The organism is Nostoc sp. (assembly GCF_036919575.1).
Classification (GTDB): Bacteria; Cyanobacteriota; Cyanobacteriia; order Cyanobacteriales; family Nostocaceae; genus Nostoc.
This window is the reverse complement of record NZ_JBALBY010000035.1, coordinates 21,372-33,692: the sequence shown is the minus strand read 5'-3', so window position 1 is coordinate 33,692 and position 12,321 is coordinate 21,372. Positions and strand designations below refer to the sequence as shown.

General features: G+C 39.5%; 12 protein-coding genes. 10 read left to right on the top strand and 2 right to left on the bottom strand.

Annotated features, from left to right (window positions below):
- Positions 1-75 precede the first annotated feature (75 nt).
- Positions 76-807, top strand: coding sequence for a RadC family protein (gene radC / locus V7K27_RS11380; protein WP_334947159.1), 732 nt, complete (start codon positions 76-78; stop codon positions 805-807).
- Between the two features lie 283 nt (positions 808-1,090).
- Here radC and V7K27_RS11375 read toward each other — a convergent pair whose 3' ends face one another.
- On the bottom strand, positions 1,091-2,635 hold the full coding sequence (locus V7K27_RS11375; RefSeq protein WP_334947157.1) for a hypothetical protein: 1,545 nt from the start codon (positions 2,633-2,635) through the stop codon (positions 1,091-1,093).
- Between the two features lie 652 nt (positions 2,636-3,287).
- Between V7K27_RS11375 and V7K27_RS11370 the strand changes: the two genes are divergently transcribed.
- The 9 genes from V7K27_RS11370 (at position 3,288) to V7K27_RS11330 (ending at position 12,039) form a co-directional block, all read left to right on the top strand.
- Complete coding sequence (locus tag V7K27_RS11370; RefSeq protein ID WP_334947155.1) at positions 3,288-4,445, top strand: sulfate ABC transporter substrate-binding protein; 1,158 nt, start codon at positions 3,288-3,290, stop codon at positions 4,443-4,445.
- 84 nt (positions 4,446-4,529) lie between these two features.
- Positions 4,530-5,531 carry a PstS family phosphate ABC transporter substrate-binding protein gene (locus V7K27_RS11365; RefSeq protein WP_334947153.1) on the top strand — a complete coding sequence of 334 codons (1,002 nt, stop codon included), beginning with the start codon at positions 4,530-4,532 and terminating at the stop codon, positions 5,529-5,531.
- Positions 5,532-5,580: 49 nt separating this feature from the next.
- On the top strand, positions 5,581-6,522 hold the full coding sequence (pstC, locus tag V7K27_RS11360; protein ID WP_334947151.1) for a phosphate ABC transporter permease subunit PstC: 942 nt from the start codon (positions 5,581-5,583) through the stop codon (positions 6,520-6,522).
- Between the two features lie 6 nt (positions 6,523-6,528).
- On the top strand, positions 6,529-7,428 hold the full coding sequence (pstA, locus tag V7K27_RS11355) for a phosphate ABC transporter permease PstA (protein WP_334947149.1): 900 nt from the start codon (positions 6,529-6,531) through the stop codon (positions 7,426-7,428).
- Positions 7,429-7,479: 51 nt separating this feature from the next.
- The gene (gene pstB / locus V7K27_RS11350; protein WP_334947147.1) at positions 7,480-8,307 is read left to right on the top strand and encodes a phosphate ABC transporter ATP-binding protein PstB; all 828 of its coding nucleotides are present in this window, start codon (positions 7,480-7,482) and stop codon (positions 8,305-8,307) included.
- A 134-nt stretch (positions 8,308-8,441) separates the two neighbouring features.
- Entirely contained in the window at positions 8,442-8,666 is a 225-nt protein-coding gene (locus V7K27_RS11345; RefSeq protein WP_334947145.1) for a hypothetical protein, read from the top strand.
- Complete coding sequence (locus V7K27_RS11340; protein WP_334947143.1) at positions 8,635-8,916, top strand: type II toxin-antitoxin system RelE family toxin; 282 nt, start codon at positions 8,635-8,637, stop codon at positions 8,914-8,916. Before V7K27_RS11345 ends, V7K27_RS11340 begins: the two co-directional genes overlap by 32 nt.
- Before the next feature lie 430 nt (positions 8,917-9,346).
- Positions 9,347-9,772 carry a hypothetical protein gene (locus tag V7K27_RS11335; protein WP_334947142.1) on the top strand — a complete coding sequence of 142 codons (426 nt, stop codon included), beginning with the start codon at positions 9,347-9,349 and terminating at the stop codon, positions 9,770-9,772.
- 167 nt (positions 9,773-9,939) lie between these two features.
- Positions 9,940-12,039: a single-stranded-DNA-specific exonuclease RecJ gene (locus V7K27_RS11330; RefSeq protein WP_334947140.1), complete on the top strand. Its 2,100-nt coding sequence runs from the start codon at positions 9,940-9,942 to the stop codon at positions 12,037-12,039.
- Between the two features lie 67 nt (positions 12,040-12,106).
- Here the strand turns inward: V7K27_RS11330 and psb30 are convergent, their stop codons facing one another.
- Entirely contained in the window at positions 12,107-12,238 is a 132-nt protein-coding gene (gene psb30 / locus V7K27_RS11325) for a photosystem II reaction center protein Ycf12/Psb30 (protein ID WP_334947138.1), read from the bottom strand.
- Positions 12,239-12,321: the final 83 nt, after the last annotated feature.

The following is a 12,321-nucleotide window of genomic DNA, read 5'->3' as shown; positions in this document are numbered from 1 at the left end:
TAAAAATGATTTTGAGAGCAAACAAGGGATAAATAAAGATAGTTACATCTTTAGTGACGATTCTCTTAGTTTTCTATGACCTATTGCCTCAGAATTGCCGACCTACCTACAAATGAGCGTCCGCGTGAACGACTAATGACGCATGGTGCCAAAATTTTAGCCACAGCAGAGTTAATTGCTATTCTTTTAGGCACTGGACAAGGGCCAGGGAAACTGTCTGCTGTGGGTTTGGGACAATATATCTTGAGCGAATTAGGCAAACACCAACGTGATCCTTTGGCAGTTATCCGAGAAGTTACTCCAGCTGAATTGATGCAAATATCTGGTGTTGGGCCAGCGAAGGCGACAAGTATCTTAGCAGCAATTGAATTGGGCAAACGCGCTTTTCAGTCTCGTCCCAATGACGGCACATTAATTGATAGCCCACTTGCTGCTGCTGCTACCCTCAGTCAAGATTTGATGTGGCAGATACAAGAACGTTTTGCAGTGGTGCTATTGGATGTTAAGAATCGCTTACTGGGTACGCAAGTAATTACCATTGGGACCGCAACCGAAACCCTAGCCTCTCCCCGTGAAATCTTTCGAGTAGTTATTCGTCAAGGTGCAACGCGGGTAATAGTTGCCCACAACCATCCTTCTGGGAACCTTGAACCCAGCCAGGAAGATATAGAATTGACGCGCCAGTTGTTAGCAGGGGCGCAGCTTTTGGGCATTCCGGTACTAGATCACCTGATTTTGGGTAATGGCAATCATCAAAGTTTACGAGAACTGACAACCTTGTGGGATGAGCATCCACAGGGAGATTAAAATAATTCGTAATTCGTAATTCGTAATTCGTAATTAAGTTTTGTGATGGGGATTTTAATGAAGTGTCAAAACGTGCTAGCCGTCTTGCTGGGGAATTAAACTGAACATACTTTGTTAAATGGGAGCATCTCAGTTTTTTTTGCAAATATCACCAAGATTCCTGCTCCCTCTCCTTGCTAAGGAGAGGGCTGGGGTGAGGTTTAGGCTTTCTACGAAAGTGAGATGCCCCGATTAAATTAACAGGACGCGGTGATGCAGAGAGTTTTTCATGAATTTTGAATTGTTAAGCTTCATCTACCCAATAAAGATAATATCGTTCACTATCCACCCAAGCTCTCTGAAAATCTTTGATCGGAACAATCTTCAAATCATTGCGGTTAACATTCAGTTTTTTATTTAAAATGAGCAAAATTTTCTTTTGCCCATCTTTATTTTTGAGTAGAGAATTAATTTGGCTTAATATCTCAGGTTGTTCGACATCTTGACGACCTTTTTTAAATAGGGTAAAACTTCCCATTTTTTGAAGCTCAGGATAGTAAAGTTTTCGATTTAGATAACCCGATAAAGGAGCCATATTTGCATCTCTACTGGCAACAATAAACTCATTACCTAACCCAGCTTTTTGAATATATTCAGATGTTTCCCGACTGGCAGAAAATGGTACAAAGAAATCTCTTGAAAAACTATAAAGACCTCCCCCAAACTGAACATAAAGAATTAGCATCAAAGCGATATGATGCCATTTGTTCACAAATGTAATTGAATTTGGGCGAATAGAAAACTTGTTGAGTAAAACTGGAGACTCTTGATAATAATTTCCCAGCCATAAAGCCGCTATCAGAACTAAATAGAAATGTCCAAAATGCCGAGGCATACCGATAAATCTCAAGTATGTAAAGGAAAATATTACACAATTACCTATAATGTAGAAAAAGAGAGCAACTGGCTTTTTAGATAATTTAATCAAGGTTAAAATTACAATGAATAAAGCAATTACTGCACAAACAATTAAATCCAATAATTTTTTGTGTGCAGGAATAATTAATAAATAACTACCAAAGATTCTACCTATGCTTCTCAACAAATGACGGATATCTAATTGGATTACCCAACCATTATTTAACCCCCCATGAAGATAACTATCTGTCGGAGGAGTAAGAATATAAATGGATAAAAGAAAAGAAAATGTGATAATTAAAATACTTAAAAATAAGTCGTAGTTTTGGCTTTGACTAAAATACTGCTGGCGATGTTCGCTATCAAAAAAAAATTCAGCTAGCAAAGTCAATGATAAAGAAAATGATACTAATAAACCATAAGCACTACTATTTGCTAATAAACCTAATAAAATTGCCAAATAAATATAAGTTACTTTTCTGGATGAAAAAACCGTACAAAATGCAAAAATAAACAACATACTAAAGGCATAATTTCGGGAAATTAAAAGATATTCATAAAAAGGAAAGAAACCAAAAGAAAACAGAAATTTCTGTTGCCAATTAAAAGGGCTATATAGGCAAAAAAGAGCAACCGAAGTAACTGTAATTGCCCAATGAAAGATTTGCATAATCATCGGGTTATCAACTATTTTTCTCAGAATTGCCAGAGAAAAATACCAGAGGACAGGATGACCTTCGTAATGAATATTTGCAATTAAATCGCCCAAAGATTCACTATCTCTGACAATCAGCCAGGGATTTAGTTCATCTCGCCACATCGAATGGTTGAGAATACCTATTAAACCAAGAATAGAAAAAATAATGATAATAAACCAAGGAGAATGAAAAGGTAATCTCGAAGTATATTTGATGATTTTTTTATTTAACATTGTTAGTTCAGAATGAAATTTATTTGGAGCAATATATGTACAGTCTGTCCAGCCATAGAGTCATACACCCCTCTGCTTCGAGAAATAGATAGATTACCACATTCTCGTATTAGTGGGATAGAATCTTGAATGAGTTTATGAAATCTGAGGGGAGCATCTCAATGAGTGTAAAAAGCCTAAACCTCACCCCAACCCTCTCCTTGGTAAGGAGAGGGAGCAAGAATCTTGTTTATCATCTGGTATATTTACAACACTGAGATGCTCCCAATCTGAGTGGGTTACACAAGGGGATAATTGCTGTAGCAGTGGGTGCCCAGCTACGGTAGGAATGATATGTATATTGTTCAAAGTTTTGGTTGATATCGCTGCGATCGCATGCCCTTCAGATTGGAAGTATATTTTGTATTACTCATCACATATTTTTGGCAAATATTATGTATGAATATTACTGAATTTTTTGGCTTCACAGTAGAAACAAGCCGTATTTTTCAAATGCTTTGAGAAATTCAGATTTATTTGCTACTTTCGACGATCAACTGCTCACTCAATAAAAAAAATTGAAGCCAGATGATAAATATTACTCTATATACCCTATAATTCTCTTAATTACGGTATCTGCTTATAAATACCGTAGATTTAGGGGTGAATTCTGATGAGCAAGTCGCAACAACCAACACAATTGGGTAAATTTCTAATTGAAGGAATGCAAGTTTATGCTGTGAAAGCTTTGCAGTCCATACAGCTTTCGTATCAACACACAATTAGAAGTTGGTTGAATGGACGCAGTGTGCAAAGCTTTGTGAGTTTGTTTCTCATCGGTACTTTTTTGAGTGTAGCAGTTGCTTCCTGCTCTGGAAGTAGTTCAGCTACCAAGGGTGATGTCAAGCTCAGACTCGTTTCTTTCTCTGTCACCAAAGCGGCTCATGACCAGATAATTCCCAAATTTGTCCAAATGTGGAAGCAAGAACATAACCAAAATGTGACATTTGAGCAAAGTTATGGAGGTTCAGTAGCTCAAGCGGCTGCTGTTATTGCGGGTTCGCAAGAAGCAGACATAGTACATTTAGCACTTCCTTTAGACGTCAACAAAATTCAGCAGGCAGGTTTAATTAAATCAGGTTGGGAAATAAAATCACCGAGAAGTGGTATTGTTAGTAGATCGGTTGCTGCGATCGTCACGCGCGAAGGCAATCCCAAAGACATTAATACTTGGGCAGACTTGGCAAAAGATGGCGTGAAAGTGATTGCAGCTAACCCAAAAACTTCTGGTATTGCTATCTGGGAATTCTTGGCTTTCTGGGGTTCGGTGAGTCTAACAGGCGGTGATGAAGCGACAGCATTAGATTATGTCACCAAAGTTTATAAAAACACCCCTATTTTAACGAAAGATGCCCGTGAAGCAAGCGATTTATTTTTCCAAAAAGGTGAGGGAGATGTCTTAATCAACTACGAAAATGAGGTTATTTTGGCGGGTAAAAATGGTAAGAACTTACCTTATGTTGTACCCCAAGTCAATATTTCAATTGATAATCCTGTGGCGATAGTCGATAAAAACGTTGATAAGCACGGTACAAGAGAAGTTGCACAAGCATTTGTTGATTTTCTTTACTCGACAGAAGCTCAACGGGAATTTGCAAAATTACAATATCGTCCTGTTAACCCCACAGTTACCCAAGAAGTAGCATCAAAATATCCGCCAATTAAAACTTTATTCACATCTCAAGACTTAGGTGGTTGGGATATTATCCAGAACAAGTTTTTTGGAGATGGAGCAATTTTTGACAAAGTGCAAGCTGCGAAGAAAGCATGATATCTTTTTTCTAATGCAGGATTCTCTACTTGCAGATAGCCAAGCATAAGCAATTCGCAGTAACTTTATCTCAATTGATAATTTATGAGCTTTCGTAGCAGATTTAAGAATAGCTTTTTCCTGACATTTTTAATGATTCTTGCCAGCAGTATCACTGCTTGTAGCAGTAATGAGGAAAAGAAAAGTCAGGTGAGTATTGATGGTGCAGCTGTAGGTTTTCCTATTTCTTTAGCAGTTGCAGAAGAATACGGTAAAGTCAAACCTGAAGCGAAAGTAAGCGTTGCCTCAAGCGGTACTGGTGGTGGTTTCAGTAAATTTTGTAATGGCGATATTGATATAGCTGGTGCTTCTCGCACCATTAGAGATGAAGAAATCAAAAAATGTAAAAGTAAGAAGATTGAATTTGTCGAGTTGCCTATAGCTTTAGATGGCATCGCTGTGATTGCTAACCGTCAAAATAAATTCGCCAAATGTCTAACTATTAAGGAACTGGGTACGATTTGGGGTGGCAAATCAGACGGCAAAATCTTGACATGGAATCAAGTTAATCCCAAGTTTCCTAATCAAAAGCTGAAGCTGTATGCTCCATCTTCTGATACGGGAACATTCGATTATATGACTCAAGCTGTGACTGGCAAAGCCAAGAATGGCCGTACAGACTACACTGCCACTCAGAATCAAAACCTTCTCGTACAAGGAGTGTCAGGTGATGTATCAGCCTTGGGTTATGTAGGGATATCTTACTACATTCAAAACCAACAAAAGCTGAATCTAGTTGCTGTAGAAAGTCTTACAGGAAAGTGTGAAAAACCAGTTCCAGTGGATAATGTCATCAAAAATATCTATACACCTTTGTCTCGTCCTCTGTTCATCTATGTCAGTAAAAAATCCTTAGATACTAAGCCAGCAGTAAAAGAATTTGTAGATTTTTATCTAGAAAATTCTTGGAAGTGGGTAGATAGTGTTGGTTATGTAGCATTACCTGATGAAGCTTACGTCAAAGTCAAACAAAAATTTGCTACTGGTGAAACTGGGACAAAGTTTAAAAAAGCAAAACCAGGTGAACCAATCACAAACTTTATTTAAATAAAGTCTCAGTCATTGTAGTCTGAGTGTAGTTAAAACTTAACTGTTTATGCAAAATACCAATTTTCAAGACGATCCTTATCTATTATCCAGACAGTCACTGGATAAAAATGCATCTGAAGATATCTCAGAGAAGATTGTTGCAGCAATTTTATTTGCTTGTGCTTTAGTCTCGGTTTTGACTACCTTTGGGATTGTCGTAATTATTTTTCAGGAGACATTCAGTTTTTTCCAAGAAGTCTCCTTTGCCCAATTCTTTCTTGATACTAAATGGACGCCTTTATTTGCCGATAGACATTTTGGCGTTTGGCCATTGATTAATGGCACTTTCTTGACTACAGCTATTGCAATGGCAGTTGCTATTCCTTTGGGTTTATCTTCTGCTATTTATTTGAGTGAATATGCTGAACCCAAAGTGGCTGCAATTTTACGTCCAGCAGTGGAACTTTTAGCAGGAATACCCACAGTAGTTTATGGTTACTTTGCGCTGTTGTTCCTTACACCATTGCTGCGGAATTTTATCCCTCTGGAAATATTCAACGCTTTGAGTGCAGGGTTAATGATGGGGGTAATGATTACTCCTACTATTGGTTCTATCAGCTTAGATGCTATCCGAGCAGTTCCACGTTCTTTGCGAGAAGGAGCTTATGCTTTAGGTATCACTAAACTGGAAACCATTTTTAAAGTAGTTCTACCAGCCGCGCTTTCTGGAATCATAGCCTCGATTATTTTGGGTATTTCTCGCGCTGTAGGTGAAACAATGACTGTTCTCATCGCCGCCGGACAACAGCCGAGACTAACTGTTAATTTTGCGGAATCAATAGAAACAATGACAGCTTACATGGCACAAATTTCTGGGGGAGATAGTCCGCGTGGTAGTCTCAATTTCAAGACATTATATGCTGTAGGCGCTGTTCTGTTTCTGCTTACCCTTGCTTTGAATATTGTTAGTTACTGGTTTGCTAATCGCTTTAAAGAAAAATACGACTAAATAGATATGGCTACAAGTTATCAACAAGATGATTCTCTAGATTCTGCGGCAGAATTTACCGATAATGTTGAAAGTAGGGAGACATTAGGGAAAGTATTTGAAGTACTTTTTTTGTTAGGATTGCTGATTGGTTTATTTGTCTTAGCATTGCTACTTTTTGATATTTTTCGAGACGGATTAGCCAGATTTTTGTCCCCCGGCTTTCTTACGGAAACTCCTTCTCGTTTTCCTGACCAAGGTGGTATTCGTCCGGCAATTATCAGCAGCGTTCTTTTGGGAGCTGTTGTGATTTTCGTTACTGTCCCCATTGGTGTTGGAGCAGCTTTATATCTAGAAGAGTACGCACCGAAAGCTTGGTGGACAGCGATTATTGAGATTAATATCAGTAATCTGGCGGGTGTACCTTCTATCGTCTATGGATTGCTGGGTTTAGGAGTTTTCAATTATTTGCTTGGGTTTGGCCCTGCTTTAATTTCTGGCGCGTTGACTTTATCTTTGCTGTCTTTACCAGTAATTATTGTGACAGCTAGAGAAGCAATTCGCGCCGTCCCGGATTCCTTGAGAAATGCTTCTTACGGATTAGGTGTCACCAAATGGCGAACTATCAGTAATCATGTCATACCCTATGCTATTCCCGGTATTTTGACGGGGGTGATTATCTCTGTATCCCGCGCTATAGGTGATGCAGCCTCTCTGATTGTTGTAGGTGCTGTGGGTTTTCTCACCTTTAACCCTGGTTTGTTTCAGAGGTTTATGGCATTACCCATTCAAATTTACAGTTATATAACTCGTCCTGAACCGGGTTTTGCTAGTGCAGCAGCAGCGACAATTATTGCGTTGTTACTATTGATTTTAGCTTTAAATGGTGTAGCAATTTATATTCGACAACGCTTCTCAATAAGTTAGGTAATTAAATATCTAATTTAATACATTCACAGATATTTGGAGAATAGAAAAATGACTTATAGCAATAGTAGAAGTCAATCAGATAGTGCCACAATCGACGAAGGTAATAGCGTCTTCAATGTTGAAGGTGTGAAGGTGTTATATGGAGGATTTCTAGCACTTTTAGATGTCTACCTAAAGATTCCTGATAAACAAATAATTGCTTTTATTGGCCCTTCAGGATGTGGTAAAAGTACCTTATTGCGTTGCTTCAACCGCATGAATGATTTAATTCCTGGTGCTAAGGTTGAAGGTAGACTGAATTACCGCGATCGCAATATTTATGATCCTAAGATAAATTCTGTAAAACTGCGGCGACAAGTCGGAATGGTTTTTCAAAGACCGAATCCTTTCCCTAAGTCAATATACGAAAATATTTCCTTTGGACCGCGTGCTAACGGTTACAAAGGTAACATCGATGAATTGGTGGAAGATTCCCTCAGACGCGCTGCTATCTGGGATGAAGTCAAGGATAAACTCAAAGAGAAGGGAACTGCATTATCTGGCGGACAACAGCAACGACTTTGCATTGCGCGTGCGATCGCCATGAAGCCTGATGTATTATTGATGGATGAACCGTGTTCTGCTCTCGACCCAATTTCTAGCCGTCAAGTAGAAGAACTCTGCTTAGAACTCAAGGAGCAATACACCATTATTATGGTGACTCACAATATGCAGCAAGCTTCGAGAGTGGCAGATTTCACCGCTTTCTTCAATACAGAAATTGATGAGCATGGCAAACGTCGTGGAAAATTAGTTGAGTTTAATCCTACAGTCCAAATGTTCAGTTCTCCTCAAACTAAAGAAGCCGAAGATTATATCAGTGGACGGTTTGGTTAAAGAAACATCACAGCAGAAGGGGAAAGGTATAAGGGTTCTCGGTTGGATGCATTACATTTTTGACCTCTCTCCAAACCTCTCTCCTACAAGGAGAGAGGCTTTGAGTCTTAATAATGATGAATAAAAGGCATACAGTGGAAATTCAAGAATTAAAAGCATTGATTAAAGAAACTATGCGTGAAGTTCTGCAAGAAGAAAGACTTCGCCTCTGTCAAATTCTTATTCCTTACATAAGTGATGATGAGCAACGCGAACTTGAAGCCAAGTTTGGTGTACCTTCAGATCATGGTGAGGATGAAGTAATTGATATGACCGATTGGGTAAGATATGGCAATAAAATTTCGCAAAAAAGCGATTAAATTTTTAGAAAAAGCAAATCCCGAAGATGTCGAAAATATTCGGGAGCAAATAAGGCAAATTGTTATTGCTGTCGAAGACCAAGGCATTATCCCGTTTACAGAACTAGATATCAAAAAGATGAAAGGTGATTGGGAGGGATTTTACAGACTACGTATAGGTAAAAACAGAATTATTTTTACAGTGGATATTGATTCCAAAGACATCGAAATTTATGCCATTGGTGCGAGAGGAGATGTTTATAAAAAATAATTCGTAATTAGTAATTTAATAACTGAGAATTAAGTAAGTGGGTCAAATTAAATATAAAACCTCATCCTGCCTCCGGCTTCCCTCTCCTTAGTAAGACTACCGTGTATACACAAGTCGGTCTTAACAGAATTTACGGTTTATCGAATAGTTCCAAAGAAACCTCACCCTGGTTATGCTACGCAAAACCTGTCCCTCTCCTTGGTAAGGAGAGGGATTAAAGTCAGGACTCTTTGAGGTTTTTGTTTTGTTTTGGGTAATTCGATGACTTGTGTGTATACCCTAGCCTTAGTAAGGAGAGGGATTGAGGGTGAGGTTTGATCTTATGTTTAATTACGCCTACCTACTTACCAAAGTAATTCGGGAGAATATGCTGAGGCTTAATAGTACTAAATTGAAGTAACATTTCAGTTTAGTACTTATATTGTGTATTATGTTTAAGCCTCTGTCATTTGCTTTAGTTGCAGCTACGATTCTAGTTGCATCAATCAATAATCCCAGTGCTACCTTAGCTGGAACTTGTGCCTCTAAGTGTGGACGGCATCCAATTCAGTTTACACCTGGGCAACACATCCGAGTTGAAGTTATAAATAGCACACCTAACCTGATTAAAATCCAAAAACCCTCTGGGACTGATGCAATATCCTTAAGTCCAGGGCAGAAATTAAATTTAGAACAAATAGAGGGTACTGAGCCAAATACATCTCTGATATTTTGGAGCCAAACGGGTTTATCACTACAAGCAATTGTCTCGAAACCTAACTTTGGCACATTGCGGCTGGAACTCCGTCCGACTTTGCGTTCTTCGGGCGATCGCTCGTTATATATTATGGATGATGGTAGGATAAACGTGTTTTAGATAGCAAATAATGTTATGAGTCACAGCAATTTTCAGGTAAATAGACCATGCGGTAGGGGCACAGCATTGCTGTGCCCCTACAATATATGTGGTTCAATTAAATGAAAACTGCTGTAATAAACAACTTTCAATTCAACACTCATAACTTTTAACTCCTAACTTTTACTGTGGTAGACCGATCTGTATCTGAACTCTCAAAACCTCGCAGGCGCTTACCTAATCAGCGCTGGCAGATTTATCCACAAAAACCAGAATTTGCCCAGAATTTGGCGGTTTTGACAAATATTTCCCCGATTGTCAGCCAATTGTTGATTAATCGGGGTATGGAAACACCAGAACAGGTACAAGCATTTTTAAATCCAGAGTCTTTAGTTTTGCCTTCGCCGTTAGAAGATTTCCCAGATTTGGCGATTAGTTTGGAGTTGTTGCAAAATGCGATCGCTTCTCAAACTAAAATTGCTATTTGTGGTGATTACGATGCTGATGGGATGACCAGCACTGCTCTACTTTTGCGTAGTCTCCGCACTTTAGGCGCAAAGGTAGATTATGCTATTCCCAGCCGGATGCACGAAGGCTACGGTATTAATAAACGCATAGTTGAAGAATTTCACAGCGAAGGTGTGGGGCTAATTCTGACTGTAGATAATGGCATCTCTGCGTTTGAACCAGTTGCTAGAGCTAGAGAACTTGGTCTTGCAGTTATTATCACCGATCACCACGATATACCCCAAAAATTACCGCCAGCTAACGCTATCCTCAACCCCAAACTAATAGCAGAATCCTCACCTTATCGGGGTGTTGCTGGTGTTGGTGTTGCCTACATTTTGGCAGTGTCTCTAGCACAACAGCTAGGGGAGACTAAGGGCTTAATTCAGCCGATGCTAGCACTATTTACACTGGGAACGATCGCAGATTTAGCTCCCTTAACTGGCGTAAATCGCCGTTGGGTGAAACGTGGTTTACAGCATTTACCCAAATCTAACTTACCTGGAATACGGGCATTAATTCAGGTAGGTGGCGTGCAGACGAGGGAAAATGAGAAAGCAGGGGGAGATGAAGAGAAACTTCAAAATCCAAAATCCAAAATCCAAAATCCAAAATCGCTAAAGCCTGAAGATATCGGTTTTCGCTTGGGGCCACGAATTAATGCTATTGGTCGCATTGGCAACCCTCAAACTGTTATTGAATTACTAACTACAGATGATATGCAGGTGGCGCTGGAACTTGCAAAGCAGTGCGAACAAACAAATGCTAGTCGCCAGTTAATGTGTGAGCAAATTGAACAAGAAGCGATCGCTTATGTAGAGACAGAATTTGTTGCATCTCTACAAAAAGACCGTGTATTAGTTGTTGTTCAACCCAATTGGCACCACGGCGTTATTGGGATTGTCGCCTCCCGCTTGGTGGAACGTTACGGCGTTCCCGTGTTCATCGGTACTTATGAGGATGAGAAACATATACGCGGTTCAGCACGAGGAATTCCAGAGTTTCATGTGTTTGAAGCTTTGGAATATTGTCACGATTTACTAGGGAAATTTGGCGGACACAAAGCAGCCGGGGGATTCTCTCTAGCAGCAGAGAATTTACAGATGTTGCGATCGCGTTTGATTGAGTTTGCTAACCAGTGTCTTGAACCCCAGCATCTCAAGCCTCTGCTCAAAATTGATGCCGAAGTCAACCTCAATCACATCAATCAGCAGCTTTATCAACAGCTTAATGCTCTACATCCCTGCGGTATGGACAACCCCGATCCAGTTTTCTGGACACCTAATGTCCAAGTGGTTGAGCAAAAAATCGTTGGTAAGGGTCACATTAAACTGACAATTGCCCAAACTGTCGATAATCAGGAGTATAAAATTAAAGCGATCGCCTGGCGTTGGGGCGACTATTTCCAGCTACCAACACGAGTGGATGTCGCTTACAAACTGCGAGAAAATTACTTTAACGGTAAGACCACCATCGAGCTAGAGTTAATCGGTGTCAGACTGCCAATTCAGCTTCAACAATTTTTTACTTCGCCACCTACCCCGTCAAGCACCACCTTTGAGTACAACCAGCGACATTATACTTGTGGTTTCTATAAAAACGGTATTGAAGCAGAATTAAGAATTAAAAATTCTGAAGGCAAAGTCTTAGCCATGCAACCAGGACATATAATTGGTTTGCTGGGTACTAATCGTCAAAACGCCAAAGAGGTTGATATTTCTCAACCACAGTATGACAATATTATCCAAGCGGCTCTTCAGGCGTTATCACTTAGGAGTTAGGAGTTAAGAGTTAGAAGTTGTTAATTAACTTATCACTCCTAACTCAGCACTCAGTACCTCAGTACTATTAAAGGTTGCCGTTGCGAAATGCCAGCACAAAGATTACTGCTGGGCCAGCAATCACGATTAGCGCCACGGACAACAATTGGAAAATAACTTCCCAATTAATACTGGTAAAAGCGTTAAACAACTCAGACATTTTTCCTTTTCTCCTTCCTATTGCCTTAAAAAATTTAATAACTTAATTACAAAACCTGCTATCGATCATATCTGGCTATGGTC

Coding starts and splice junctions, on each gene's coding strand:
- radC (WP_334947159.1), top strand. CDS start 76: ATGACCTATTGCCTCAGAATTGCCGACCTACCTACAAATGAGCGTCCG.
- V7K27_RS11375 (WP_334947157.1), bottom strand. CDS start 2,635: ATGTTAAATAAAAAAATCATCAAATATACTTCGAGATTACCTTTTCAT.
- V7K27_RS11370 (WP_334947155.1), top strand. CDS start 3,288: ATGAGCAAGTCGCAACAACCAACACAATTGGGTAAATTTCTAATTGAA.
- V7K27_RS11365 (WP_334947153.1), top strand. CDS start 4,530: ATGAGCTTTCGTAGCAGATTTAAGAATAGCTTTTTCCTGACATTTTTA.
- pstC (WP_334947151.1), top strand. CDS start 5,581: ATGCAAAATACCAATTTTCAAGACGATCCTTATCTATTATCCAGACAG.
- pstA (WP_334947149.1), top strand. CDS start 6,529: ATGGCTACAAGTTATCAACAAGATGATTCTCTAGATTCTGCGGCAGAA.
- pstB (WP_334947147.1), top strand. CDS start 7,480: ATGACTTATAGCAATAGTAGAAGTCAATCAGATAGTGCCACAATCGAC.
- V7K27_RS11340 (WP_334947143.1), top strand. CDS start 8,635: ATGGCAATAAAATTTCGCAAAAAAGCGATTAAATTTTTAGAAAAAGCA.
- V7K27_RS11335 (WP_334947142.1), top strand. CDS start 9,347: ATGTTTAAGCCTCTGTCATTTGCTTTAGTTGCAGCTACGATTCTAGTT.
- psb30 (WP_334947138.1), bottom strand. CDS start 12,238: ATGTCTGAGTTGTTTAACGCTTTTACCAGTATTAATTGGGAAGTTATT.